The organism is Pararhizobium polonicum, from assembly GCF_001687365.1.
In the GTDB taxonomy this organism is placed as follows: Bacteria; Pseudomonadota; Alphaproteobacteria; order Rhizobiales; family Rhizobiaceae; genus Pararhizobium; species Pararhizobium polonicum.
In genome coordinates this window covers 136,556-162,674 of the sequence record NZ_LGLV01000019.1, presented here as the reverse complement: position 1 = coordinate 162,674, position 26,119 = coordinate 136,556, and the positions used below count along the sequence as shown (strand labels likewise).

Genomic DNA, 26,119 nt, shown 5'->3' with positions numbered 1-26,119 from the left:
CTCCTTGAATGTTGAAGGTCGAATAATTTAGATCGTTCCAAATTTCAAGAGGGAATTTGCTGAATGAAGCATGCTGCGATGCATCCAAAAATAGGCGTGATCGTCGATATTCGCGACCTTCATTGAAAGATCCAGAACGCTTATTTCAAGAAATTATAATAATTATCAGCTATTTATGGCCATCGAACCGCATCGGTCTGTTCCGTTTGACGGCACTGATGAACAAGGTCGTTTATTTTTCACGAAATCTGCTTGACATAATTGGAACGTTCCAATTATCTTCCAGCAAGCGTTGAGGCGATCAGACCTCGCCGGGAGGAAAATGTGGGTAAGGAACGGGTGACAGTCATCGATATTGCGCATGCCGCCGGCGTGTCGAAATCGACCGTGTCGCTCGTGCTTCAGGCGAGCCCGCTCGTCAATGAGGTCACCCGTGCCAAGGTCAATGCGGTCATCCGCGAGCTCGGCTATGTCTACAATCGTGGCGCTGCCAACCTGCGCCAGTCCAATTCCAAATCGAAAATCATCGGCATCGTCGTCAACGACCTGACCAACAGCTTCTTCGCCGAGCTCGCCGTCGGCGTCGATATGGTCGTGCAGTCGGCCGGTTATGTGCAGTTCCTCGCCAACACCGCCGAAAGCGTTGATCGCCAGCGCGAGGTGATAGCCTCGATGCGCGAGCACGGTATTTCCGGCCTGATCCTGTCGCCGGCGCGCGGCACGGAAGCGGCCGACCTGAAATCGCTGGTGGCAAGCGGTATTCCGGTCGTCAATGTCGTTCGTCAGGTTGCGGGCGCGAAGGTTTCGTCGCTGGTCTCCGACAATCATGCCGGCGTCAGCGCCGCTGTGCGGCATCTGGCCGGGCTCGGCCATCATCGCATCGCATTCCTCGGCGGCTTTCCCGATACGGCTGTTTTCAGCGAGAGGCTGCAGGGGTATCGCGATGCGCTTTCGGATATGGATCTGGCCGTGCATGACGAGCTGGTCGTCAGTTCCGCGCCGTCGCGGGCCGGCGGTGTTGCGGCCATCGAACGGGCTTTGCTGCTGCGCGAGAGGCCGACCGCGGCGGTTTGCTTCAACGATGCGGTCGCTTTCGGGGTCTGCGACGGGCTTCGTGCCCACAGGCTCGATCCGGGCGAGGATTTTGCCGTCATCGGCTTCGACGATGTGATCGAGGCGCAGACGGCGGTGCCGGCGCTGACGACCGTTTCGGTCGATCCGCAGGGTATGGGGCGGCGGGCGGCCCAGCTTCTGTTGAAACAGATCAATGCCGGGCGGGCGGAGGCGGAAGCCATCGTCAGCTCCGTGCGGCTGGTTGTGCGCCAGAGCTGCGGCTCGGCGAGCGACAAGAGGGAAAGGCTGTCCTTATTATGACGCGTTGGGGTTTGATCGGGGCAAGCACGATTGCCCATGAATGGGTGATCGACGCGATCCGCGCTGTTGGCGGCGAGATCGTTTCGGTGATGAGTACGAGTGCCGAGCGTGGCGCCAAATATGCCAGCGATCATGGGATTGCCAAATCGGTGACCAGCGTTGCTGAGCTTGTCGGCGATCTCGATGTGCAGGCGGTTTATATTTCCACCACCAATGAGCTTCACCGCGATCAGGTGATCGCCGCCGTCAAGGCCGGCAAGCATGTGCTCTGCGAAAAGCCGCTGGCGATGTCGCTGGAGGATGCGCGCGCCATGGTCAAGGCAGCGCGTGAGGCTGGCGTCGTCATGGCGACCAATCATCATCTGCGCGGTGCGGCGACGCACCGGGCCATGCGCGATGCCATCGCTGCCGGCAGGATCGGCAAGCCGCTGGCGGCCCGTGTCTGCCACGCCGGTTATCTGCCCGCGCATCTTCAGGGCTGGCGGCTCGACCGGCCGGAGGCGGGTGGTGGCGTCATTCTCGATATCACCGTGCATGACACCGATGCGCTGCGCTTCGTGCTGGGCGACGATCCGGTGGAAGCGATTGCCTTCGGTCAATATGGCGGTATGGCACAGGCGGGGCTGGAAGATGCGGCCATGGGCGTTCTGCGGTTCAAATCCGGCCTGATCGCCCAGTTCCATGATGGTTTCACGACCAAATATGCTGTGACCGGCTTTGAGGTCCATGGCTCGGAAGGGTCGTTGATCGCCAGCAACTGCATGAGCCAGAAACCGGTCGGCACCGTGATGCTGCGCAACGCCGACGGTGAGACGGAATTGCCGCTCGAGCATCGCAATCTCTACGAAAACACGCTTCTCGCCTTCGATGATGCCATTGCTGGCAGGGGCAAGCCGCTTTGTGGCGGCGAGGATGGCATCTGGTCGCTGGCGACAGGGCTTGCGGTGATGAAATCAGCGCAGACCGGCGGCACGGTCGCGATCGAAACGGGACTTTGAGAGCATTTCCATGAGCAAACATATCACCCCAGCTGAGGCTGCCTCCCTGATCCCCGATGGCGCGACCGTATCCGTGTCGTCGTCGAGCGGACTTGGCTGCCCGGATCTGATGCTCAAAGCCATCGGCGAGCGTTTCGATGCGACCGGCCATCCGCGCGATCTGACGACGCTGCATCCGATCGCGGCCGGCGACATGAGCGGCATCAAGGGCATCGACCACATTGCCAGGAAGGGCCTCCTGAAAAAGATCATCGGCGGCTCCTATCCCTCCGGTCCGTCGACATCCGAGCCGCCATTGATCTGGCAGATGATCGGCAATGATGAGGTTGCCGCCTACAATATTCCATCCGGCGTGCTGTTCGACATGCACCGGGAGGCCGCTGCCAAGCGCCCGGGCGTTTTGACCAAGATCGGTCTTGACACTTTCGTTGACCCGTCGCGCCAGGGATGCGCGATGAATGCATCCGCTGCGGCCGAGCCGGTCGTCAAGAAGATGGAATTCGAAGGGGAGGACTGGCTCTATTTCAAGGCGATCGTGCCGCAGGTGGCGATCATCCGGGCGACGACCGCAGACGAGCGCGGCAATCTGACCTATGAACACGAAGGCGCCACTCTCGGTGGTCTCGACCAGGCATTGGCTGCCCGCAACAATGGCGGCATCGTCATCGCGCAGGTCAAGCGTATCACCAAGTCCGGTTCGTTGAAGCCGCATGACGTGCGCGTTCCCGGTATGCTGGTGGATTACGTTGTTGTCGATCCGGACCAGAAGCAGACGACGTTGACGGATTACGACCCGGCGATCTCGGGCGAAATCTTCCGGCCGCTCGACAGTTTTCGCGTGCCCGAGTTCAATATTCACAAGGTGATTGCGCGCCGTGTCGCGCAGGAGCTTCAGGGCGGCAGTTGCGTCAATCTTGGCTTCGGCATTTCGGCCAATGTGCCGCGTATTCTCCTGGAAGAGGGCCTGCATGGCTCGGTCACCTGGGTGATCGAGCAGGGTGCGGTCGGCGGCGTGCCGCTGCTCGATTTCGCCTTCGGCTGCGCGTCCAATGCCGACGCCTTCATGCCGTCGCCCTATCAGTTCACCTATTTTCAGGGCGCCGGCTTCGATGCCTCGCTGCTGTCCTTCCTCGAGATCGACAGGTCCGGCTCGGTCAACGTCTCGAAACTCTCCTTTCGGCCGCATGTAACGGCAGGGGCGGGCGGTTTTGTCGATATCACCGCGCGGGCGAAGAAGATCGTCTTTTCCGGCATGTTCAATGCCGGGGCCAAACTTTCGATGGCTGATTGCAAGCTGGTGATCGAGAAGGAGGGCAAGCTGAAGAAGCTGGTCAACGAGGTCGAGCACGTCACCTTCTCCGGCCGCCGCGCCGTCGAACAGGGACAGGACATCACCTATGTCACCGAGCGCTGTGTGATGAAGCTGACGCCCGAGGGCGTCATGCTCACAGAGATCGCGCCGGGCGTCGATCTACAGGCGCATATTCTCGATCAGTCGGAATTTCCGCTGATTATTTCCGACACGCTGAAGGTCATGGATGCGGTGCTGTTCCATGAAGCGCCGATCGGCCTGACGTTGCCGCAGAAGCCGATGCGCAGCCTGGAAGGAGCGTCCCATGTCTGACGCCCGCATCAGGATCGAGATCGAGGGCGGGATTGCCATCCTCACCGTCGCACGGGCGGAAAAGCTGAACGCGCTGGATATCGACATGCTGAAGGCGCTCGCCGCTGCCTGCGATACCGTCGAGGCCGATGCCAGCGTGCGGGCTGTGATCCTGACCGGCGAGGGTAAGGCCTTTTCTGCCGGCGGCGATATCAAGGCTTGGGGGGCAATGAGCCCGAATGAATTCGGCCACGCCTGGGTGCGTTTCGGCCATCGCGTGTTCGAGCGGCTGGCAACTTTGCGCATGCCGGTGATTGCGGCAATGAACGGTCATGCGCTTGGCGGCGGGCTAGAGCTGGCGGCGGCTGCCGATATCCGGATTGCGGAATCCCAGATCAAGATCGGGCTGCCGGAGACGAGCCTTGGCATGGTGCCGGGCTGGTCGGGCACGCAGCGTCTGGTCAGGCGTTTTGGTGCACAGGTGGTTCGGCGCATGGTGCTCGGCGGTGAGATGTTTACGGCGGAAGAGGCACGAGTATTGGGGCTGGTCGATGCGGTGGCAGAGACCGGAACGGTTGTGGCTGCAGCCATGGATTATGCCCATCGTATCGCCAAGCGTGGGCCAGCGGCGCTCGAAATCTGCAAGCTGATGATCGCCGCGGCTAACGGTGAGGACAACGGCACAGCCGTCGAGGCGCTGGGCTCGATCCTGGCGGCCAAGACCGGCGACATGAAAGAGGGCGTTGCGGCTTTTTCCGGAAAACGCCCCGCGGAATTCAAGGGAGAATGGTAATGACGATTCTGGTGAAGCCCAAGGCTTTGACTGACACAAAGGTGCGTGATTTCCAGATGCTGATCGACGGCAAATGGGGCAACGCTGCCGAGGGCAGGACGCTGGAGCGCGTGGCGCCCGGTCATGGTGTCACCGTCAGCCGCTATCCGGCCGCGACGAAAGCCGATGCCGAACGGGCGATTGCCGCCGCACGCAAAGCCTTCGACGATGGCCCTTGGCCGCGCATGACGGCATCGGAGCGTTCGCTCGTGCTGCTGAAGGCTGCCGACATGATCGCGGCGCGCGCCGATGAACTGGCCTATCTCGATTGCATCGAATCCGGCAAGCCGATCAGCCAGGCCAAGGGCGAACTCGGCGGTGCTGCCGATATCTGGCGCTATGCCGCAGCGCTTGCCCGCGATCTGCACGGCGAAAGCTACAATACGCTTGGCGACGGCACGCTCGGCGTTGTCCTGCGCGAGGCGATCGGCGTCGTCTCGATCATCACGCCGTGGAACTTCCCGTTCCTGATCGTCAGCCAGAAACTGCCCTTCGCGTTGGCCGCCGGTTGCACCACGGTGGTCAAGCCGTCCGAGCTCACCTCCGGCTCGACGCTGGTTCTCGGCGAAATCCTCGAGGCCGCCGGCGTTCCGGCCGGTGTCGTCAATATCATCACAGGTACCGGCCCGGATATCGGCACGACGATGACGTCGCATCCGGATGTCGACATGGTCTCCTTCACCGGCTCGACCGGCGTCGGCAAGCTGACCATGACCAATGCGGCGCAGACGTTGAAGAAGGTGTCGCTGGAACTCGGCGGCAAGAACCCTCAGATCGTCTTTCCGGATGCCAATCTCGATGATTTCATCGATGCGGCGGTGTTCGGCGCCTATTTCAATGCCGGCGAATGCTGCAATGCCGGTTCGCGGCTGATCGTCCACAAGGATATCGCTGAGGATGTCATCGCCCGCATTGCCGCGATGTCGGCCAAGGTCAAGGTCGGCGATCCGCTCGATCCGGAAACGCAGGTCGGGGCGATCATCACACCGCAGCATCTGGAGAAAATCGTCGGCTATGTCACAGCCGCCTCCGGCAATGGCGCCACGGTCTCGCATGGCGGTTTGGCACTCGATCTCGGATCCGGCCAGTTCATGTCGCCGACCATTCTTTCGGCTGTGACGCCCGATATGGCCGTGGCGCGGGAGGAAGTCTTCGGTCCGGTTCTCTCAGTGCTCACCTTCGAGACGGCGGATGAGGCGATCCGGATTGCCAATTCCATCGATTACGGCCTGTCGGCCGGGGTCTGGAGCCGGGATTTCGACACGTGCCTGACGATCGGCCGCAAGGTGCGGGCGGGCACGATCTGGATGAACACCTTCATGGATGGCGCCTCGGAGCTCCCCTTCGGCGGCTACCGCCAGTCCGGCCTCGGCCGCGAACTCGGCCGACATGCGGTCGAGGATTACACCGAGACCAAGACGCTCAACATGCATATCGGCGGCCGCACTGGCTGGTGGATGCCGCGTTCGTAAGACGAATTGGATGCAGGCAGATGAGGGAAAGGAGGGCGTGATGCGGGAATTGAATTTAAATCTGGAGCAGGGCGCTGTCTCCGTTTCCTCTTCGCTTTTGAGGGAGATCGAGGAAGCTTACCCGCCTCTGTCCCTTCTGGGCATCTCCCCCACAAGGGGGAAGATTGTTCTTTTCTTTTGTGCTGACAGCGCCAGCGGCCAATCTCCCGCCTTGTGGGGGAGATGTCGGTGTTGCCGACAGAGGGGGGTGAACCTCATCGGGACACCCAGCGATACCCGAGATACCTCACGCCGAAAAACCAATCTGCGGCTTGAGCAGCACCTGCATCTCGGTTGCCTCATCACCTGCGATCCGGGCGAGAAGGACGCGGCCCATCTGTTGGCCCGTATCGGTCAGGTCCTCGTAGATCGTCTCGACCTTCGGCTGGATCTGGCTCAAGAGTTTCGACGTCCGCTTGGCGACGATGTCGTATTCCAGCCCGAGCGTCAGGCCGTGGTCGCTCATGCCGGTGATGGTTGCAAGCGCCGAGACCTCGCCGCCGCAGGCAAAGCCGTCGGGAGCGTCGGGCTCGCCGGCACGCCGGCTCATATAATCGCGGATCTGCTCGACCGGACAGTCGAGATCGATCTCGCCGGGGATTTCGTAGGCGACACCCGCTTCGCGCACCGCCGTCATGAAACCGTGCAGCAGGTGCTGCGAGAAGGTCATGCGCTTGGGTGGCAGGATGATCATCGGTTTGCGGCGGCCGCGAGCGATCAGCCGCTTGGTGGCCTCGTAGGCGAAACTGAAATTGTCGTAGTCGACGTAAGGGTGCGGCGTGGTGAATTCGGTTCTGCCATGGGTGACGAACGGGAAGCCGTTTTCGAGCAGCAGGCGGACGCGCGGATCGAAAGGCTCGGTGCGCGAAAAGATCAGGCCGTCGGCCATACCGTTGCGCACAATATGACGGACAGCGTCGATATTGGCGCCGCCGATGAAATTCGGCATGACGATCAGGTGATAGGACGTATCCTGGAGCGCCTTGGCAAGTCCATGCATCAGCGAGATGCCGTAGCCGAGGATTTCCTCGTGCGGATCGAGCAGGACGCAGATGACGTTGGTGCGGCCGGTCTTCAACCGCTGGGCGGCGCGGTCCGGCAGGTAACCGATCTCGGCGGCGACGGCGTGGACGCGCCTACGGGTCTCGGCCGAAATCTGCGGCGCATTGCCGAGCGCACGCGACACCGTGGTCACGGCAAATCCTGTCAGGTCGGCGATCGTACGCAGGGTTGGCTTGCTGCTTTTGAGCATGGTGTCAGAGGCCAGGGGCTTGGGAGTATCGGTCAATGAAGTGCTCCCATGAGATCGCGACAAGGCGCTTTTGTAACGTCAGACGAACGCAGGTGCAATGTGTTTATGAAAACGTTTTAAATCATACTTATCGCGAGAATTTTGCTGCGGTGCGGAATCCGTGCATCAGACTATAAACACTCAGATTCAGTAGGTTAAATCCACAGAACATGAGGTTTTGCGCGATGCTTGACTTGACGGGATTTATAACGTTTTAAATGACCGGCGGTGGAGGCCGCAAACCAATTGCTTCCCGTTTTGAAACGGGATGGCATTCAACGGCGGGGAGGAGCTTTCCGCCATGTGACTTGCAAACGGGAGGAATACGATGCGCAAGTTTTTGACGACGACAGCAGTGGCAGCGATCATGATCGGCAGCTTGGCGGGCGGTTCTGCCGTCCGTGCGGCGGAAAGCGTCGAGGTTCTGCATTGGTGGACATCCGGCGGTGAAGCCGCCGCTCTGGACGTTCTGAAGAAGGATCTGGAAAGCAAGGGCATTTCCTGGACCGACATGCCGGTTGCCGGTGGTGGCGGTACAGAAGCCATGACCGTGCTGCGCGCCCGCGTTACCTCGGGGAATGCTCCGACGGCGGTGCAGATGCTCGGCTTCGACATTCTCGATTGGGCCAAGGAAGGCTCGCTCGGCAATCTCGACGAGATCGCTGGCAAGGAAGGCTGGGACAAGGTCATTCCGGCGGCCCTGCAGAAATTCTCCAAGTATGACGGCCACTGGATCGCGGCCCCGGTCAACGTCCACTCCACCAACTGGATGTGGATCAACAAGGCAGCGCTCGACAAGGCCGGCGGCAAGGAGCCGCAGAACTGGGACGAACTGGTCGCCCTGCTCGACAACTTCAAGGCACAGGGCATCACGCCGATCGCGGCCGGTGGCCAGCCGTGGCAGGATGCAACCCTGTTTGATGCCGTCGTTCTCTCGCTCGGCACCGACTTCTACAAGGCAGCCTTCATCGATCTCGATCCGGCAGCGCTCGGCGGCGACAAGATGAAGACCGCGTTCGAGCGCATGACCAAGCTGCGTTCCTATGTGGACGACAACTTCTCCGGCCGTGACTGGAACCTGGCATCCGCCATGGTCATCGAAGGCAAGGCCGGTGTGCAGTTCATGGGCGATTGGGCAAAGGGCGAGTTCGTCAAGGCCAAGAAGGTGCCCGGCACCGACTTCGTCTGCATGCGCTATCCGGAAACCCAGGGCTCCGTGACCTTCAACTCCGACCAGTTTGCGATGTTCAAGGTTGCCGCCGACAAGGTGCCGGCGCAAATGCAGATGGCCGCCGCGATCGAAAGCCCGACCTTCCAGTCGGCCTTCAACGTGGTCAAGGGCTCGGCGCCTGCCCGCACCGACGTGTCGAACGAAGCGTTTGACGCTTGCGGCAAGAAGGCAATCGCCGATCTCGCCGATGCCGACAAGAACGGCAAGCTGTTCGGTTCCATGGCCCACGGCCATGCCAATCCGGCTGCTGTCAAGAACGCGATCTATGACGTCGTGACGCGCGAATTCAACGGTGAACTCACCGCTGACGAAGCCGTCAAGGAATTGCCGGCTGCTGTCGCAGCCGCACAGTAAACGTTCTGCGAAAAGTGCCTCTCATCCGCCCTTCGGATACCCTCTCCCCGCTTGCGGGGCGAGGGCTAGGGTGAGGGGCATCTCGCTTTATTCAATTCACATACAACGGTGGTATTCGCCATGGATAGCCGCAGCCGGCTGCAGGATATTGTGCCAAAACTGGTGCTTGCCCCAAGCTTCCTTATCGTCCTCGTCTTTGTCTATGGCTTCATTGCCTATACCGGCTATCTGTCGGTGACCGACAGCAAGATGCTGCCGTCCTACAATTTCGTCGGCCTCAGCAATTACTCCAAGCTCTGGGCCCTGCCGCATTGGTGGCGGGCGATCTCCAATCTGGCGATCTTTGCGACGCTCTATATCGTCATCTGCTCGGTACTGGGTCTCGGTCTCGCCATCCTGCTTGACCAGAAGATCCGGGCCGAAGGTCTGCTCCGGCCGATCTATCTCTATCCGATGGCGCTGTCCTTCATCGTTACCGGCACGGCCTGGAAATGGTTTCTCGATCCGGGCATCGGTCTTGAAAACACCATGCATCTCTGGGGATGGGAAAGCTTCCATTTCGCCTGGATCAAGGACCGCAACTACGCCATCTACTGCGTGGTGATCGCCGCCGTCTGGCAGTCCACCGGCTTCATCATGGCGATGTTTCTTGCCGGTCTTCGCGGCGTCGACAACGAAATCATCAAGGCGGCGCAGATCGACGGCGCCTCGTCCACCACGATTTACCGTCGGATCATCATTCCCTTGATGCGGCCGGTCTTTCTCTCGGCCTTCGTCGTGCTCGCCCATCTCGCCATCAAGGCCTACGATCTTGTTGTCGCCTTGACTGGCGGCGGGCCGGGGCAGGCGACCGAGCTGCCGGCGACCTTCATGTATTCCTACACGTTCACCCGCAATTCGATGGGCATCGGCGCCTCGTCGGCGATCATCATGCTGGCGATGATCTTCTCGATCATCATCCCCTACCTCTATTCCGAAATTAAAGGGGAGAAGCGCACATGAGCGTCCAGAGCCCTGACAACGCCATTTCCAGCGGCCGGCTGACGCGGGCGCTGATCTACGCCGTGCTGATCCTGTTTGCGGTCTATTCGCTGCTGCCGCTCTATGTGATGGTCGTCAATTCCTTCAAGCCGCTGGATGAAATCCGCCAGGGCGGCATGCTGAACATGCCGCAGACCTGGACGCTGGAGCCCTGGCGGTCCGCCTGGTCGACGGCGCAGATCGGCGTTCAGCCGACGGGCCTCAGACCGTTCTTCATCAACTCGATCCTGATGGTTGTTCCGGCGGTGGCCATCTCGACGATCATCGGCGCACTCAACGGTTACGTCCTGACCAAGTGGCGGTTTCCGGGATCCGGCGTCTTTTTCGGCATGCTGCTTCTGTCCTGCTTCATTCCGTTCCAGATCGTGCTCATCCCGATGGCGCGTATGCTCGGCATCTTCGGTCTTGCCGGGACGACGAGCGGTCTCGTCTTCGTCCATGTCGTCTATGGTCTCGGCTTCACCACGCTCTATTTCCGCAATTACTACGAGGCGTTTCCGACCGAGCTTGTGCGGGCCGCGCAGATCGACGGCGCCAGTTTCTTCCAGATCTTCCGGCGCATCCTCTTGCCGTCGTCGGGGCCGATCATCGTCGTCTCTGTCATCTGGCAGTTCACCAATATCTGGAACGACTTCCTGTTCGGGGCTTCGTTCTCCGGCGCCAACTCGACGCCGATGACGGTGGCGCTCAACAATCTCGTTTCCTCCTCCACCGGGGTGAAGGAATACAACGTCCATTTTGCAGGCGCGATCCTCGCCGCCCTGCCAACGCTTGTCGTCTACATCGTTTCCGGCCGCTACTTCGTCCGTGGCCTGATGTCCGGCGCCGTGAAGGGTTAAAGCCATGTCCTTTCTGAAAATCACAAACCTTCGCAAGTCCTATGGCTCGCTGGAAATCCTCAAGGATATCAATCTGGAAATCGACGAAGGCGGTTTCCTCGTGTTGGTCGGCCCGTCCGGCTGCGGAAAATCGACGCTGCTCAATACCATCGCCGGGCTCGAACCGATCACCTCCGGCGAGATCGCGATCAACGGCAAGTCGGTGGCGGGCCTGCATCCCTCTAAGCGCGACATTGCCATGGTCTTCCAGTCCTACGCGCTCTATCCAAACATGACCGTGGCCGGAAACATCGCCTTCGGCATGGAAATCCGCGGCGTGCCGAAGGACGAGCGCGACAAGGCGATCAAGCAGGTCGCCGATATGCTGCAGATCGGCCATCTGCTCGATCGCAAGCCGTCACAGCTCTCCGGCGGCCAGCGCCAGCGCGTCGCCATGGGCCGCGCCTTGGTGCGCAACCCGCAGGTCTTCCTGTTCGATGAGCCGCTATCCAATCTCGATGCCAAGCTGCGCGTCGACATGCGCACCGAAATCAAGCGCCTGCATCAGCGCATGAAGACGACCATCGTCTATGTCACACATGATCAGATCGAGGCGATGACGCTGGCCACCAAGATCGCTGTCTTGAAGGACGGCATTCTGCAGCAGTTCGGCACGCCGGCCGACATCTACAACAATCCCGCCAACCTGTTTGTGGCCGATTTCATGGGCTCGCCAGCGATGAATCTTCTGACCGCCACCGTCGAAGGTGGTGGCAACGATCTGCGCGTTTCGCTGGTTCGTCCCGATGCCGAACCGCTGCATCTGCCGGTCGCGCAGGTCGGCGGTCTAGCGGCCTATGCCGGCAAGCAGATCGTCTTCGGCATTCGGCCGGAGGCGCTGACCGATCCCGACGGTGCCGATCGCAATGCCCGCCTGCTGGTCGAAGGCGATTGCCTGATCGAGGTGGTGGAGCCGGCCGGTTCCGATACGTTCGCGGTCACCAAGCTCGGCGGCAAGGAGGTGGTGGCGCGCCTGCGCGCCGATGCCCGCATCGCGCCCGGTCAGAATACCCGGCTTGCCTTCAACCTGGACAAGGCTGTGTATTTCGATCCGCAAAGCCAGCAGCGCATCGGTTGAGGCCCAGTATGATGAAGCAGCCCGACATCGTCATTATCGGCTCCGGCATCGGCGGCGCGACGGTCGCCTCCGCGCTTGCCGGGTCCGGCGCACGCATCGTGATCCTCGAGCGCGGCGAGCGCCTTGCGGACACGCCGGAAACACGCAGCTATCGTTCCATCTTCGTCGACGGCCACTTCCGGCCAAGGGAGATGTGGCGCGAACCGGACGGTACGGCGTTCAATCCGGGGAATTTCTATTTCGTCGGCGGCAATTCCAAGCTCTTTGGCGCGGTCTTGCTGCGCTATCGCGCCGAGGATTTTACCGAGATGCAGCATCTTGGTGGCGTCTCGCCGGCGTGGCCCTTTCCCTACCAGGAGCTGGAGCCATGGTACGGCAAGGCGGAGCGGCTGTTCGAGGTGCGCGGCGAGCTTGGGCAGGACCCGACCGAGCCGGCCCATTCGACGCCCTATTCTCACGGACCCGTGCCGGACGAACCGGCCATCGCCCGGGCACGCGCGGAACTGAAGGCTCAGGGGTTGCATCCGGCGACATTGCCGCTTGGCGTTGACATCGACGCCTGGCTGGCCGGCGGCCGCACGCCGTGGGATGGCTTTCCCAACACCGGCAAGGGCAAGAGGGATGCCGAGAGCGCGCCGCTCGCCGTTGCGCTGAAGGACCCGAATATCGAGCTTGTCACCTCCGCTCATGTCGAGACGCTGGAGGCCGGGCGCGGCGGCCGCATCGAGGCGGTTCATTACACCCACAAGGGTGAGAGGAAACAGCTGTCCCCGAAGCTGGTGATCCTGTCGGCGGGCGCGATCAATTCCGCCGCCATCCTGCTGCGCTCCGGCGACGGCAAGGGCATTGCCAACCGCTCGGATCAGGTCGGCCGCAACTTCATGAACCACAATTCCAGCGCCATGCTGGCGATCAACCCGTTCCGGCGCAACGACAGCGTCTATCAGAAGACGCTGATGCTGAATGATTATTACCTGACCGGTGGCCGATGCGGCCTGCCGCTTGGCAACGTCCAACTGCTCGGCAAGATCAACGGAGACATCCTCAAGGCCAATGCGCCGTGGTACGCGCCGCGCTTCGCGCTCGACTTCATGGCCGGCCACGCCGTCGACTGGTACATGATGACGGAGGATTTGCCACATCCCGAAAGCCGCATCATGGTCGATGGCAAAGGCATCATCATGCAGTGGCGGCGCTCGAACATGGAGTCACTGTCCGGTCTGGAAGCGAAGATGCGCGCGCATTTCAAGGCGGCCGGCTATCCGATCGTCCTGTCCCGCCCCTTTGACAAACGCACCCCGTCGCACCAGTGCGGCACGGTGCGGATGGGGAACGACCCAGCCTCCGCGCCGCTCGACCCGCTCTGCCGAGCCTTCGATCACCAGAACCTGTTCGTCGTCGATGGCGGCTGCCTGCCAACCTCTGCCGCCGTCAATCCGGCTTTGACCATCGCCGCACAGGCGTTGCGTGTTGCCGATCATATCGTTTCGAAGGAACTGGCGGCATGACCGGTCACAAGCGCCCTGTTGCCATCGTCACCGGCGGCCGCCGCGGTATCGGTCTCGGCATTGCCAGGGCTCTGGCGAAAGATGGCTTCGATATCGCCATCACCGGCATCGGCGAAGCCGATCAGGTCGGCTCCGTGCTGGGCGAGCTTGCGGCTCTCGGTGCGAAGGCAATTTTCCTGAAAGCGGATCTCGCTGATCTTTCCGGCCATCAAGCAACGGTCGACGCCATCCTCGCACAGTTCGGATCGATCGCATGCCTCGTCAACAATGCCGGTATGGCCTCCGTCGTGCGTGGAGATTTCCTCGATCTGTTGCCGGAAAACTTCGACACGATCGTCTCCACCAACCTGCGCGGCACGGTGTTTTTCACGCAGGCTGTCGTCAAGGCGATGCTGGCAAATGGTTCCGGCAACCATCGATCGGTGATCAACATCACCTCGGTCTCGGCCACCATGAGTTCGCCGGAGCGGCTGGATTACTGCATGAGCAAGGCGGGGCTTGCCGCCTTCTCCCAAGGACTTGCGCTGCGTCTCGCCGATACCGGCATCTCCGTCTTCGAATTGCGGCCGGGCATTATCCGCTCCGACATGACGGCTGGTGTTTCCGGAAGATACGACGTCCTGATTGCCGACGGGCTGGTGCCGATGAAGCGCTGGGGCGAGGCGGAGGATATCGGCCGGATGGTGGCGGCTCTGGCCAGTGGCAGCTTCGGTTTTGCCACGGGCTCGGTGATCAACGCCGACGGTGGGCTGTCGATCGGGCGGTTGTAGGGAACAGGTGGATTTGTGGCTCGGCCCCTCATCCGGCCTGTCGGCCACCTTCTCCCCGTGAACGGGGAGAAGGAACAAGCGGCAAACTCCGTCGTCCCCTCTCCCCGCTTGCGGGGAGAGGGCTAGGGTGAGGGGCAGGCATCCCCTTGAGAATTGACTTTTAAGGACGACGACATGACCTACGACTACATCATCACCGGAGCAGGACCTGCCGGTTGCGTGCTTGCCAACCGGCTGACCGAGGACGCCGATGTCACGGTGCTGCTGCTCGAAGCGGGTGGTAGCGACTGGAATCCGCTGTTCCACATGCCGGCCGGCTTTGCCAAGATGACCAAGGGTGTGGCCAGCTGGGGCTGGGAAACCGTCCCGCAGAGGCACATGAAAAATCGGGTGCTGCGCTATACGCAGGCCAAGGTGATCGGTGGCGGCTCCTCGATCAATGCGCAGCTCTATACGCGCGGCAACGCGGCCGATTACGATCTCTGGGCCAGCGAAGACGGTTGCACCGGCTGGGACTATCGCAGTGTGCTGCCCTATTACAAACGGGCCGAAGACAACCAGCGTTTTGCCGACGACTATCATGGCTATGGCGGGCCGCTTGGGGTTTCCATGCCGGTGTCCAGCCTGCCGATCTGCGATGCCTATATCCGGGCGGGGCAGGAACTCGGCATTCCCTACAATCACGATTTCAACGGCAGGCAGCAGGCAGGCGTCGGTTTCTATCAGCTGACCCAGCGCAACCGCCGCCGCTCCTCCGCGTCGCTTGCCTATCTCAATCCGATCCGCGACCGCAAGAACCTGACGGTTCGGCTGGGGGCACGGGTGACGCGGATCGTTCTGGAAGGGACGCGGGCTGTCGGGGTCGAGGTCGCCACTGCGAAAGGCTTGGAAATCATCCGGGCAGAGCGGGAAGTGCTGGTCTCCTCCGGTGCCATCGGTTCGCCGAAACTGTTGCAGCAGTCGGGCATCGGCCCGGCCGATCACCTGCGCTCGGTGGGTGTCGCGGTGAAGCATGACCTGGCCGGCGTCGGCTCCAACCTGCAGGATCATCTCGATCTCTTCGTTATCTCCGAGTGTACCGGCGACCATACCTATGACGGCGTCGCCAAGCTGCATCGCACGCTCTGGGCCGGCCTCCAATATGTGCTGTTCCGCTCAGGCCCGGTCGCCTCGTCGCTGTTTGAGACCGGCGGCTTCTGGTATGCCGATCCGGGTGCCCGTTCACCGGATATCCAGTTCCATCTGGGGCTCGGTTCCGGCATCGAGGCGGGCGTCGAGAAGCTGAAGAATGCCGGTGTGACGCTCAATTCCGCCTATCTGCATCCGCGCTCGCGCGGCACGGTGCGGCTTTCGTCGTCCGATCCGGCGGCGGCTCCGCTGATCGATCCGAACTACTGGAGCGATCCGCATGACCGGAAGATGTCGCTGGAGGGGCTGAAGATCGCCCGCGAAATCTTCCAGCAGGAGGCGCTGAAACCGTTCATCATGGCCGAGCGGCTGCCGGGGCCGAAGGTGATGACCGATGACGAGCTGTTCGACTATGGCTGCGCCAATGCCAAGACGGATCACCATCCGGTCGGGACCTGCAAGATGGGTACGGGCGCTGATGCCGTGGTCGATCTGGAATTGCGGGTCCACGGGCTTGAAGGCTTGCGCGTCTGCGACAGTTCCGTCATGCCGCGCGTTCCCTCTTGCAATACCAACGGGCCGACAATCATGATGGGCGAAAAGGGATCGGACATCATCCGCAACCATCAGCCGCTACCGGCCGCGATCTTCTCCCACGAACGCAACGACCAGCGGGCGCGGGCACGCGCCGATATCCGATAGGAGTTCAGCCATGATCCGCCATTGTGTCTTCATCCGCTTCAAGACGGGTGTTTCGGATGCCGAGCGGGAATCGATCCTTGCGGATATCGCGGCGCTGCAGCCGCTCGTTGCGGGATTTCTCAGCGTCCATATCGGCGGCAATGTCAGTCCGGAGGGGCTGGGCAAGGGCTTTACTGACGGCTTCATCATCGATTTCAAGGATGCCGCAGCGCGTGATGCCTATCTCGTTCATCCCGATCACCAGAAGGCCGGTGGCCGGATCGTGGCTGCCACCGAAGGCGGCGTCGATGGCGTTTTCGTCTATGACTTCGACGTCGCGGGCTGATGGCCGTAACGCTTGAACCGCTTACGTCCTGACACGCCTGTTTGAAACAGCTGCCGCAGGCGCCGATCCACGCCATTGCCGATCCTGTCGTCCGTTTCTCAAGTCCGTGGTTTGAAAGTCGCGGCTTATGGAGTGCGTTGACCATATCATTTTTTTTGATATTAATTGGGTTTGCTGGTGGAGCAGCGGTGATGGAGCGCGGGAAGAACTAATGAGCCGAAATTTTCTAGTCATCGATCCGGAAGAGGGAATGGCGGTCCTGAAAGGCCTTGCCTCGACGTCCCGGATCGCGATGCTCAAGCTCCTGCATGTCAAAGGCCCGCAAAACGTCAACGAAATCTCTGAAATCCTTGGGCTTCCGCAGTCCACGGTGTCGACCAACGTCGCCATTCTCGAAGAGGCCGGATTGATCCGCACGGAATCGCAGAAGGCGCGCAAGGGCAACCAGAAGATCTGCTATTCGAATTTCGATGAGGTTCTGGTCGTCTTCAAGGATGATATCAAGGCGCTGAAATCGAGCGGTATCGAGGTTGCTATGCCGCTTGGGCTCTATACGAGCTGCGAAGTCACCGGTCCCTGCGGCCTCTGTTCCGTCGATGGTATCATTGGTCTTCTCGATGTGCCCGATACCTTTCTCGATCCGGACCGCATGAAGGCCGGGCTGATCTGGTTTACCCGCGGCTATGTCGAATACCAGTTTCCAAACAATGCGCGGTTGACCGGGACGCAGATCGAAGAGATTGAATTTGCAATGGAATTGAGCTCGGAAGTGCCAGGCACCAGCGCCGACTGGCCATCCGATATCACGATTTCCGTCAACGGTGTCGATACCGCCACCTGGACCTCTCCGGGCGATTATGGCGACAAGCGCGGTGTCTTCACGCCTGACTGGTGGAAACTCAAGGGCTCGCAATACGGCAAGCTGAAGAATTGGCGGATCGCCGGCGACGGCACCTATATCGATGGCCTGAAGATTTCCGACATCGCCTTGAGCGATCTGCGCCTGTCCGAGCACCACTCGATCCGTTTGCGCATCGGTGTGCGGGACAATGCCAAGCATCCCGGCGGAATCAACATCTTCGGCCGTGGCTTCGGCAATTACGACCAGGACATCGTCATGCGATTGAAAACGAAATAATGGATATAAACCCGATTTTATGAATTATATCGCTTGACGATGACGGCCGGTTCCGTTTTATTATCGAGAAAAGTGATTGATATCACAAAAGACGATAATTCAGGGAGGGTATGCCGTGAAGGCTTCCGTTGTCGCACACCGGGACTATGTGATTTCGCAGATCGACGATCGGCTCTATGGTTCGTTTCTCGAGCATCTGGGCCGCGCCATTTATACCGGCATCTACGAGCCGGGCCACGCGACCGCCGATGAAAACGGCATGCGCAAGGATGTCATCGATCTTGTCAAGGAGCTGAAGGTTCCGGTCGTTCGCTATCCCGGCGGCAACTTCGTCTCGGCCTATAACTGGGAAGACGGTATCGGCCCGAAGGAAGACCGTCCGACGCGGCTCGATCTTGCCTGGCATACGTCCGACAGCAACCAGGTTGGTATCCACGAATTCGCCGACTGGTGCGACAGTGTCGGCACCGAGATGATGCTGGCCGTCAATCTTGGCTCGCGCGGTCTCGATGAAGCCCGCAACTTTCTCGAATATGTCAACCATCCCGGCGGCAGCAAGTGGAGCGACATGCGCATCGCCAATGGCCGCACCGAGCCGTTCAACACAAAGCTCTGGTGCCTCGGCAACGAGATGGACGGCCCCTGGCAGATCGGCCACAAGACGGCTGACGAATATGGCCGGCTTGCCCATGAAACCGCAAAAGCCATGCGCGCCTTCGACAGTTCGCTCGAATTGATCGTCTGCGGCTCGTCGAATGCCCACATGCCGACCTATCCGGAATGGGAGGCGACCGTTCTCGAGCACACGTACAACGAGGTCGATTATATCTCACTGCACATGTATTTCGAAAACCGGGCCGGCGACACGGCGAACTATCTGGCCCAGAGTGTCGAACTCGACAATTACATCGCCACGGTTTCGGGCGTCATCGATTATGTGAAGGCGAAGAAGCGCTCGAAGAAGCAGGTCTATATTTCCTTCGACGAATGGAACGTCTGGTATCATTCCAAGGAGCAGGACAAGGCGCTGCTGGAAGGCAACCAGGGCTGGCCGCATGCGCCGGCACTTCTCGAAGACATCTACAATTTCGAGGATGTGCTGCAGGTCGGGTTGATCCTCAACACTTTCATCCGTCGCTCCGACGTGGTGCGCATCGCCTGCATCGCGCAGCTGGTCAATGTCATCGCGCCGATCATGACCGCACCGAACGGCGATGCCTGGCGCCAGTCGATCTTCTATCCCTACTACTTCGCCTCGGTCTTCGGCCGCGGCACGGCGCTTAACCTGGCCGTCAACTCGCCGACCTATGATGCTCCGGTCGCCGACAAGGTGCCCTTTGTCGATGTCGCCGGTGTCCACGATACCGACGGCAAGACGGTCACCTTCTTCGCGGTCAACCGTCATCTGACTGATAGCATCGAGACGGAATTCAGTCTCGCCGGCTTCGAGCGGGCGGAAATCTTCGATCATCAGGTGATGACGCATACGGATCTGCGTGCGGTCAACACGGCAGAAAAGCCCGACAATGTCGTTCCCCGCAAGGGAACCGGCGCGTCCGTCAAGGGCGGTGTGGTGTCGGTGGTTCTGCCGCCGCTGTCTTACCAGATCATCCGCGTGAAGGTCTGAAAGTTTATATATCATAATACATGATATATATCAATAAAACCTTGACTTGAGTTCTGTTTCGAGGATACTCGGCGCCACGGAGAAGGCGCCGGGGCCGGGGAGGAGAACCAGGGTCGGGGATTGCAAATCCGAGGAATGGCCGGGTTGGCCGTGGCAGGCGTTTTCGCCGCTGCGCCGGTTCGCGACTGTTCCATCACGGCAAGGGAGGTTGACGTGACGGCCCATATCGAGATCAAGGACGTGGTCAAGCGTTTTGGCGCTGCGACGGTCATCGACCATCTGTCGCTCTCCATCGATCCCAATGAATTCATGGTGTTTCTCGGGCCATCCGGCTGCGGAAAATCGACGCTGCTACGGATGATCGCAGGTCTCGAAAGCGTCGACGAAGGCACGATTTCCATCAACGGCCAGCGCATCGACAACCTGCCGCCCGGCCAGCGCGATATCGCCATGGTGTTCCAGAGCTATGCGCTCTATCCGCATATGACGGTTGCCGACAACATGGCCTTCGGGCTGCGCAACATCGGTGTCGCCGCTGATGTCATTTCGGCCCGTGTTGCCGAGGCCGGCCGCATGCTGGAGATTGGCCATCTGCTGGAGCGCAAGCCGGGTCAGCTGTCCGGCGGCCAGCGCCAGCGTGTCGCCATCGGCCGCGCCATCGTCAAGGAGCCGAAGGCCTTCCTGTTCGACGAACCCTTGTCAAATCTTGATGCGGCGCTGCGGGTGCGTACCCGCGTCGAGCTTGCCCAGCTGCGCCACCGGGTGAAATCGACGATGATCTTCGTCACCCACGACCAGATCGAGGCGATGACGCTGGCCGACCGCATCGTCGTCATGAACAACCGCAAGATCGAGCAGATCGGCACGCCGATGGAGATCTACTCCCGGCCAGCGACGCGCTTCGTTGCGACGTTCGTCGGTTCGCCGACAATGAACTTCGTACCGGTGCGCGTCGCAGGAGGGGAGACCGGCGGTGCGACCGTGACGCTGGGCGACGGCACGCAGGTAAAGACAGCCATTCCGGCGATGAAGCTGGAGTCGGGCAATTTCACGCTGGGTATCCGCGCCGAGGCGGTTCGGGTCGTCGCGGACGGGCAGGGCGTAACCACCGGAACTGTCGATGTTCTGGAGCGGCTTGGCGAACGCACGCTGGTTTACACGAAACTCAAGGATGGCAGTGTCATTGTCGCCGAAGACATCGGCTACAGCCGTGTCGCCGTCAATGATACGGTTTCGCTGTCGATCGACGGATCGCGGGTGCATCTGTTCGACGCGTCCGATCGTGCCTGGCATTGCGAGGAGGGGATCAATGGCTGAGGCGGTGGTCTCTTCGCAGGTTGGTCTGTCTTCACCCGCATTGGCGGCGAAAAAGGCGCCGCCGGCCAATATCAACGCATCGCAGTGGCGCAACGCGCTGTTCATCGCACCTTACCTTTTCTTCTTTGCCACCATGCTGGTCTTTCCGCTCATCTGGGGCATCTGGCTGAGCTTCCACAAGGCCGATACGTTCGGCGTCGGAAAGTTTGTCGGCATTGCCAATTATGTGCGGCTGTTCGGCGACAAGATCTTCCTGCAATCCGTCGGCAATACCTTCTATTTCGTGCTTCTGACGGTGCCGGTGCTGGCACTGCTGGGCCTGTTTCTGGCTTTGGCGCTCAATCGGCAGACGCGCAGCGCCGCCTTCCTGCGCACCGCCTTCTTCTCGTCCTCCGTCCTGTCCGTCACCATCGTCACGTTGATCTGGCGGATCGTGTTCATTCCTGATTTCGGCCTGCTGGCAACGGTCTATGGCTGGTTCGGCACCCCGGCGCCGGCGTTTCTTTCCAGCCCCGACCTGTCGATGATCGCCATTGCGATCGCGACGATCTGGTGGTGCATCGGCCTGCCGATGATGCTGTACCTCTCCGCCCTGCAGCAAATTCCGGGCGAGATCTACGAGGCGGCGGCGCTCGACAACGCCAATCGCTGGCAGACCTTCCGGTCGATCACGCTGCCATCGATCAAGCGGACGTTCATTCTCGTCGTGCTCATCCAGGTGGTCATGCAGTTCCAGCTGTTCGGGCAGGCGCGGCTGATGACGCAGGGCGGGCCGAACAACACGTCCAAGCCGATCGTCATGTACATTTACGACATTGCCTTCAAGCGCTGGGATCTTGGCATGGGTGCTGCCGCATCGGAGGTACTGTTCGTGCTGATCCTGATCGCCGCGATGGCGCAATACCTGCTGACGCGCAAACGGGGAGAAAACTGATGAGCAATGTCCGCTCCACCAGTATCATGGGCCGCGAGTTCGGCGACCGCCTCATGTTTGCCCTCGTCGTCGCCTTCGCGCTGATCATGCTGACCCCGGTTCTCTGGGTGATCGGCCTGTCGCTGAAGGCCAATGCCGAGCTGATGGCCGATATGAACTCGGTTTTCCGCGCGCCTTATACGCTGCTGAACTATCTCAATATCCTCGCGAACTCGTCGGTGTTCCGCTGGGTTCTGAACAGCCTCATCGTCTCGACCGGCCTGACGATCGGGACGCTGGTTCTTTGCTCGCTTGCCGGCTACGGCTTTGCGCGGCTGAATTTCCCCGGCCGCGATATCCTCTTTGTCATCGTGCTTCTCGGTCTCGCCGTGCCGGAGCAGGCGGTGCTGATCGCCCGCCATCAGATCTTCGGCATGCTGAAGCTGCACAATACCTATCAGGGGCTGATCCTGCCGGGGCTTTCGGCTCCCTTTGGCGTCTTCCTGATGACCCAGTATTTCCGCGCCATTCCAAAGGAACTCGATGAGGCGGCACTGCTCGACAATGCCAGCCGCTTCAAGATCTTCTGGAAGGTGCTTTTGCCGCTGACCGTTCCTGCCCAGGCAACGCTCGGCATCTTCACCTTTCTCTGGTCGTGGAACGATTACTTCTGGCCGCTGATCTCCGGCACGAAGAAGGAAATGTTCACGCTGACCGTTGGCATGGCCTCGACGCAGACCAATTTTGCGCAGTCGGAAGGATTGGGTTTCCTGATGGCGCAGGCCGTTTTTGCCGGTGCGCCGATCCTCATCCTCTACCTGTTCTTCCAGAAATACATCGTCACGGCCGTCTCGGGCGCCGCCGTGCGCTAGCGCCACCAGCGCTTTTGCCAATCGGTCGGAGGCGGCAGTGGTGCTGCGCCGGCTTTGAAAGACAGGCCCTTGGGAGAGGGTTTGACCGCACCAACGGAACGAAACCAACGGAGGAGACAAGCATGACACGGCATTTCAGATCATGGATGATGGCGGCGGCGTCCGTCGCGGCGCTGGTGAGCGCTTCGCCCGCCTTTGCGCAGGATGTTACCGAGATTTCGGTGCAGCGTTTCTTCGGCGCCTGCGACGCCGATTTCGCCACCAATACCGATGTCAGCAAGGCTGTCGGCGAATGCGGCATCATCACCTCGCTGATCAACAAGTTCAACGCCGACAATCCGGACATCAAGGCAACGGTGACCACGGTCGAATGGCCGGGCTACGACCAGCTGACGGCGCAGTTCGCCGCCGGCGACCCGCCGGATATCGTCACCGTGCATGAATCCGCCCTGTCGGACTACCAGTCCAAGGGTCTGCTGCTGCCGCTCGACGAGTTGCTGGCAACCGTCGGCATTTCGCCTGACAGCTTCACGGATGCCGGCCGTGGCGGCGTGACCAAGGAAGACAAGATCTACGCCCTGCCGATCGACAGCTGGACGATGCTCTACCATATCAATCTCGATCTGTTCAAACAGGCGGATCTGCTCAACGCGGATGGCACGCCGAAGCTGCCGACCAGCGTCGACGAACTCATGGCGCAGGCCGAACAGTTCAAGCAGAAGACGGGCAAGCCCTATTTCGTCCAGAACCTTGCCAACGAAGTCGCGCTCTATACCCGCAATCTCTACACCTCGCTCTTCCAGCAGGATTCGGACTTTTTCGCCGATCCGACGAAGATCAAGCTGAACACGCCGGAAGGCAAAGCCGCCGTCGAGATGTACAAGAAGATCTTCGACAATGGTTATACCACCAAGGACATGGACTATGGTGCCGCGATCCAGGCATTCCTCGCCGGCAAGGGTGGCGTGCAGCTGAACGGCACCTGGGTCATCGGCGACTACAATGCATCCGCGGCAACCGCGGGCACGGCGCTCAACAAGGGCGGCTATGCGGTCTATCCCTATCCGCAGCTCTTCGGCGGCAAGAAGGCGCAATATGCCGACGGCCACACCTGGGCCGTGTCGAACAAGGAAGACCGGACGCCGGAACAGCTCGCCGCCATCGGCAAGTTCCTGAAGTTCTTCGCCGACAACGATTTCGAATGGTCGCGCACCGGCCATCTGCCGGCGTTCAAGGCCGTGCTCGAGTCCGACGCCTTCAAGGCGCTGCCGCATCGCGACACGATCGCGCCGATTGCCACGCTCGGCACGCCGCTGCCATCCTCGGTCCAGCGCCAGTTCGCCATTCAGGACATTATCGGTGAAGAAATGGGTGCCGCAGTGTCCGGCCAGAAGGAGGTCGAGGCTGCTCTGACGGATGCCGAAAACCGCATCAACGAGTTGCTGGCCAACCTGTAGGCATTGCTAACGCCATTGCTCTGGGAGCCCGCCGCACGACACGCGGCGGGCTCTTTCGTTTTTTTTGCAGAAGAGGACGTTCCTTCAAGAAATACATAATGAAGTCAGCTTATTAGGCCGGTCATTGACAATGCTGGTGCTGCATCGCATCTGTATGCAGTGTCAATTTCAAGCAGATTTGAACCGTGAAACTCGCCAGAAAAAGAGAAGTCATCCGGTCTGGAACAACCGTCGAGCAGATGGTTCGCGCGATCGCCGATCTGATCATCACCGGTGCCTTGCGTCCCGGCGAGCGGCTGGACGAGATTTCGCTGGCAAACCGTTTCGAAGTTTCCCGCACGCCGGTTCGCGAGGCTCTCGGCCAGCTTTGCGCAATCGGTCTGGTCGGGCGGGAGCCCAACAAGAGTGCTATCGTCACCAATGTGACGCAGCAGCATCTCGCCTCGATGTTCGAGGCAATGGCAGAGCTTGAGGCGATTTGCGCGCGGCTGTCGGCCGAACGCATGACGGCGGACGAACGGCGCATGCTGGAAGCCGCCCACACAGCGTCGGCACGGCTGGTGCATCGCGGTGCCGAGGACGAATACGAGGCACACAACACCGATTTCCATACGCGCCTTTATCGCGGCGCCCATAGCGATCATCTTACCGACCTTGCCAGCCAGACCCGCGCGCGCCTTGCGCCCTTCCGGCGGGCGCAGTTCCGCATCCCGGGACGGCTGGCGAAATCCCATGAGGAGCACGGCGTCATCGTGACGGCGATCCTGCGGGCTGACGGCGTTGGCGCCGGGCAGGCGGCCTATGCGCATGTCTCGATCGTCAGCGGCGCGAGCGCTGTTTTTGCATCCGGTGCGGGTGCGGACGAGCGGAAATCGGGCGACGCAACGTCTCTGTGAATGACCTCGTACGGGCGGCAATTGCAGCTCCTGAACTGTCGAGCCACGTTGCCAGATGTCGTAATTCGGCCTAGGATCGGGGCCTGTTGCGATCCCGTCTGTCCGCCTCCTGTCTGGCAAGCGCTCCGGATGCACCGGAGTCTCGTTATCGTCGAGGCATCGGAATGTGATCAGCCCAGATGTGATGAATGTTCGGCCCGATGGCCGGGACTGCCGCGCTTTTGCGCGCCGGCCCCACAGTCTGCGTCCCTGTGTCAGGGGCATGTTTGGCCCCGCTTTTCCAGTCCTGAAACCGGAACAAATATGCGGGACGTCCGTTCCTGCCGGGTGGTGGAGGTAGAACATGTTCATACGGTTCGGATACGAGATCGGCATCAGTTGCGCTCAGCCAACGCCGATGATGACCTATCTTTCGGTCGATCGCGCCCGGCGTTCGGATGTTGTCAGCGAGCGCGGACCGATCTCCGATCCGGCCGTTCGGATGGCGGAAATCATCGATCCATTCGGCAATGCCTGCATGCGCATGGTCGTGCCCGAAGGGGGGATGCATCTGAGCTACGATGCCGTCATCAGGGACAGCGGCCGTCCGGATCCGGTCAATCTTGCCGCCGGTGCTGTTCCCGTCGAAAAGCTGCCGGCCCAGTGCCTGCCTTACCTTTCCGCCAGCCGCTATTGCGAAACCGACCGTTTCGGCGCGCTTGCCTGGCGTCAGTTCGGCGAAATCGAGCCCGGCTGGGCCCGCGTTCAGGCAATCTGCGACTATGTGCATGAACGGCTGACCTTCAGCTATGGCTACTCTTCCACCTTGCGGACTGCCATGGAAGCGCATGAAGAGAGGGCAGGGGTCTGCCGCGACTATGCCCATCTTGCCGTTACGCTCTGCCGCTGCATGAACATGCCGGCCCGCTACGTCAACGGCTATATGGGTGATATCGGCATTGCAGGAGACCCGGCTCCGATGGACTTCAATGCCTGGTTCGAAGTCTATCTGCAGGACCGGTGGTACACGTTCGATGCCCGCCACAATATTCCGCGTATCGGCCGTATCGTCGTTGCGCGCGGCTGCGATGCCGCCGATATTCCGTTGATCCAGACCTTCGGCAAGCATGAACTCACGACCTTCAAGGTCTGGACTCATGCGGAAGACAATGCCGCGCTCACCCATCCGCACAGCCAGCCGGATGTTTCGCTGCTCAGCCCCTGGTTCAGCGAGCGATGGTCCCGGCATGTGCGCGAAAGAGAGCACGGGCAGGACCATTGAGGCTCCTGCTGAGG

General features: G+C 60.7%; 22 protein-coding genes. 21 read left to right on the top strand and 1 reads right to left on the bottom strand.

Annotated features, from left to right (window positions below; all coding sequences use genetic code 11):
- The first annotated feature begins 324 nt into the window (after positions 1-324).
- Genes ADU59_RS26555 through ADU59_RS26535 form a run of 5 tightly spaced genes read left to right on the top strand, consistent with a single transcriptional unit; the run spans position 325 to position 6,279 of the window.
- The gene (locus ADU59_RS26555; protein WP_068958287.1) at positions 325-1,374 is read left to right on the top strand and encodes a LacI family DNA-binding transcriptional regulator; all 1,050 of its coding nucleotides are present in this window, start codon (positions 325-327) and stop codon (positions 1,372-1,374) included.
- Positions 1,371-2,372, top strand: a complete 1,002-nt coding sequence (locus ADU59_RS26550) for a Gfo/Idh/MocA family protein (protein ID WP_068958285.1) — start codon at positions 1,371-1,373, stop codon at positions 2,370-2,372. Before ADU59_RS26555 ends, ADU59_RS26550 begins: the two co-directional genes overlap by 4 nt.
- Positions 2,373-2,382: 10 nt before the next feature.
- A complete protein-coding gene (locus tag ADU59_RS26545) occupies positions 2,383-3,996 on the top strand; it encodes an acyl CoA:acetate/3-ketoacid CoA transferase (protein ID WP_068958283.1) in 1,614 nt (537 codons plus the stop codon).
- Complete coding sequence (locus tag ADU59_RS26540; protein ID WP_068958282.1) at positions 3,989-4,768, top strand: enoyl-CoA hydratase/isomerase family protein; 780 nt, start codon at positions 3,989-3,991, stop codon at positions 4,766-4,768. The genes ADU59_RS26545 and ADU59_RS26540 overlap by 8 nt, the downstream gene beginning before the upstream one ends.
- A complete protein-coding gene (locus tag ADU59_RS26535) occupies positions 4,768-6,279 on the top strand; it encodes an aldehyde dehydrogenase family protein (RefSeq protein ID WP_068958280.1) in 1,512 nt (503 codons plus the stop codon). Before ADU59_RS26540 ends, ADU59_RS26535 begins: the two co-directional genes overlap by 1 nt.
- A gap of 286 nt (positions 6,280-6,565) precedes the next feature.
- On the opposite strand, the gene ADU59_RS26530 is transcribed toward ADU59_RS26535, so the two are convergent.
- A complete protein-coding gene (locus ADU59_RS26530) occupies positions 6,566-7,570 on the bottom strand; it encodes a LacI family transcriptional regulator (protein WP_068958339.1) in 1,005 nt (334 codons plus the stop codon).
- A gap of 367 nt (positions 7,571-7,937) precedes the next feature.
- Here ADU59_RS26530 and ADU59_RS26525 point away from each other — a divergent pair, with 367 nt between their 5' ends.
- From ADU59_RS26525 to ADU59_RS26450, 16 genes are all read left to right on the top strand, one after another.
- Positions 7,938-9,194: an ABC transporter substrate-binding protein gene (locus ADU59_RS26525; RefSeq protein WP_068958278.1), complete on the top strand. Its 1,257-nt coding sequence runs from the start codon at positions 7,938-7,940 to the stop codon at positions 9,192-9,194.
- A 120-nt stretch (positions 9,195-9,314) separates the two neighbouring features.
- A complete protein-coding gene (locus ADU59_RS26520; RefSeq protein WP_068958337.1) occupies positions 9,315-10,196 on the top strand; it encodes a carbohydrate ABC transporter permease in 882 nt (293 codons plus the stop codon).
- Entirely contained in the window at positions 10,193-11,074 is an 882-nt protein-coding gene (locus ADU59_RS26515) for a carbohydrate ABC transporter permease (RefSeq protein ID WP_068958276.1), read from the top strand. The genes ADU59_RS26520 and ADU59_RS26515 overlap by 4 nt, the downstream gene beginning before the upstream one ends.
- A gap of 4 nt (positions 11,075-11,078) precedes the next feature.
- Positions 11,079-12,191 (top strand): ABC transporter ATP-binding protein, encoded by a 1,113-nt coding sequence (locus ADU59_RS26510; protein WP_068958274.1) that lies wholly within the window; start codon positions 11,079-11,081, stop codon positions 12,189-12,191.
- 11 nt (positions 12,192-12,202) lie between these two features.
- The gene (locus tag ADU59_RS26505; protein ID WP_068958335.1) at positions 12,203-13,699 is read left to right on the top strand and encodes a GMC oxidoreductase; all 1,497 of its coding nucleotides are present in this window, start codon (positions 12,203-12,205) and stop codon (positions 13,697-13,699) included.
- Positions 13,696-14,469, top strand: coding sequence for a 3-ketoacyl-ACP reductase (locus ADU59_RS26500; RefSeq protein WP_068958272.1), 774 nt, complete (start codon positions 13,696-13,698; stop codon positions 14,467-14,469). The genes ADU59_RS26505 and ADU59_RS26500 overlap by 4 nt, the downstream gene beginning before the upstream one ends.
- 174 nt (positions 14,470-14,643) lie before the next feature.
- Positions 14,644-16,299, top strand: coding sequence for a GMC family oxidoreductase (locus ADU59_RS26495; protein WP_068958270.1), 1,656 nt, complete (start codon positions 14,644-14,646; stop codon positions 16,297-16,299).
- Positions 16,300-16,309: 10 nt separating this feature from the next.
- Positions 16,310-16,624 (top strand): Dabb family protein, encoded by a 315-nt coding sequence (locus ADU59_RS26490; RefSeq protein WP_068958268.1) that lies wholly within the window; start codon positions 16,310-16,312, stop codon positions 16,622-16,624.
- Between the two features lie 211 nt (positions 16,625-16,835).
- A complete protein-coding gene (locus tag ADU59_RS26485) occupies positions 16,836-17,762 on the top strand; it encodes an ArsR/SmtB family transcription factor (RefSeq protein WP_068958266.1) in 927 nt (308 codons plus the stop codon).
- 115 nt (positions 17,763-17,877) lie between these two features.
- A complete protein-coding gene (gene arfA, locus ADU59_RS26480) occupies positions 17,878-19,389 on the top strand; it encodes an arabinosylfuranosidase ArfA (protein ID WP_068958264.1) in 1,512 nt (503 codons plus the stop codon).
- Positions 19,390-19,602: 213 nt separating this feature from the next.
- The gene (locus ADU59_RS26475; protein ID WP_068958333.1) at positions 19,603-20,706 is read left to right on the top strand and encodes an ABC transporter ATP-binding protein; all 1,104 of its coding nucleotides are present in this window, start codon (positions 19,603-19,605) and stop codon (positions 20,704-20,706) included.
- Positions 20,699-21,640: a carbohydrate ABC transporter permease gene (locus ADU59_RS26470; protein ID WP_068958263.1), complete on the top strand. Its 942-nt coding sequence runs from the start codon at positions 20,699-20,701 to the stop codon at positions 21,638-21,640. The genes ADU59_RS26475 and ADU59_RS26470 overlap by 8 nt, the downstream gene beginning before the upstream one ends.
- A complete protein-coding gene (locus tag ADU59_RS26465) occupies positions 21,640-22,491 on the top strand; it encodes a carbohydrate ABC transporter permease (protein ID WP_068958261.1) in 852 nt (283 codons plus the stop codon). Before ADU59_RS26470 ends, ADU59_RS26465 begins: the two co-directional genes overlap by 1 nt.
- Before the next feature lie 122 nt (positions 22,492-22,613).
- On the top strand, positions 22,614-23,948 hold the full coding sequence (locus tag ADU59_RS26460) for an extracellular solute-binding protein (protein WP_068958259.1): 1,335 nt from the start codon (positions 22,614-22,616) through the stop codon (positions 23,946-23,948).
- A gap of 185 nt (positions 23,949-24,133) precedes the next feature.
- The gene (locus ADU59_RS26455; RefSeq protein WP_068958256.1) at positions 24,134-24,844 is read left to right on the top strand and encodes a GntR family transcriptional regulator; all 711 of its coding nucleotides are present in this window, start codon (positions 24,134-24,136) and stop codon (positions 24,842-24,844) included.
- A 343-nt stretch (positions 24,845-25,187) separates the two neighbouring features.
- Complete coding sequence (locus ADU59_RS26450) at positions 25,188-26,105, top strand: transglutaminase-like domain-containing protein (protein WP_068958254.1); 918 nt, start codon at positions 25,188-25,190, stop codon at positions 26,103-26,105.
- The last annotated feature ends 14 nt before the right edge of the window (positions 26,106-26,119 follow it).

Coding starts and splice junctions, on each gene's coding strand:
- ADU59_RS26550 (WP_068958285.1), top strand. CDS start 1,371: ATGACGCGTTGGGGTTTGATCGGGGCAAGCACGATTGCCCATGAATGG.
- ADU59_RS26545 (WP_068958283.1), top strand. CDS start 2,383: ATGAGCAAACATATCACCCCAGCTGAGGCTGCCTCCCTGATCCCCGAT.
- ADU59_RS26540 (WP_068958282.1), top strand. CDS start 3,989: ATGTCTGACGCCCGCATCAGGATCGAGATCGAGGGCGGGATTGCCATC.
- ADU59_RS26535 (WP_068958280.1), top strand. CDS start 4,768: ATGACGATTCTGGTGAAGCCCAAGGCTTTGACTGACACAAAGGTGCGT.
- ADU59_RS26530 (WP_068958339.1), bottom strand. CDS start 7,570: ATGCTCAAAAGCAGCAAGCCAACCCTGCGTACGATCGCCGACCTGACA.
- ADU59_RS26525 (WP_068958278.1), top strand. CDS start 7,938: ATGCGCAAGTTTTTGACGACGACAGCAGTGGCAGCGATCATGATCGGC.
- ADU59_RS26520 (WP_068958337.1), top strand. CDS start 9,315: ATGGATAGCCGCAGCCGGCTGCAGGATATTGTGCCAAAACTGGTGCTT.
- ADU59_RS26515 (WP_068958276.1), top strand. CDS start 10,193: ATGAGCGTCCAGAGCCCTGACAACGCCATTTCCAGCGGCCGGCTGACG.
- ADU59_RS26510 (WP_068958274.1), top strand. CDS start 11,079: ATGTCCTTTCTGAAAATCACAAACCTTCGCAAGTCCTATGGCTCGCTG.
- ADU59_RS26505 (WP_068958335.1), top strand. CDS start 12,203: ATGAAGCAGCCCGACATCGTCATTATCGGCTCCGGCATCGGCGGCGCG.
- ADU59_RS26500 (WP_068958272.1), top strand. CDS start 13,696: ATGACCGGTCACAAGCGCCCTGTTGCCATCGTCACCGGCGGCCGCCGC.
- ADU59_RS26495 (WP_068958270.1), top strand. CDS start 14,644: ATGACCTACGACTACATCATCACCGGAGCAGGACCTGCCGGTTGCGTG.
- ADU59_RS26490 (WP_068958268.1), top strand. CDS start 16,310: ATGATCCGCCATTGTGTCTTCATCCGCTTCAAGACGGGTGTTTCGGAT.
- ADU59_RS26485 (WP_068958266.1), top strand. CDS start 16,836: ATGAGCCGAAATTTTCTAGTCATCGATCCGGAAGAGGGAATGGCGGTC.
- ADU59_RS26470 (WP_068958263.1), top strand. CDS start 20,699: ATGGCTGAGGCGGTGGTCTCTTCGCAGGTTGGTCTGTCTTCACCCGCA.
- ADU59_RS26465 (WP_068958261.1), top strand. CDS start 21,640: ATGAGCAATGTCCGCTCCACCAGTATCATGGGCCGCGAGTTCGGCGAC.
- ADU59_RS26460 (WP_068958259.1), top strand. CDS start 22,614: ATGACACGGCATTTCAGATCATGGATGATGGCGGCGGCGTCCGTCGCG.
- ADU59_RS26450 (WP_068958254.1), top strand. CDS start 25,188: ATGTTCATACGGTTCGGATACGAGATCGGCATCAGTTGCGCTCAGCCA.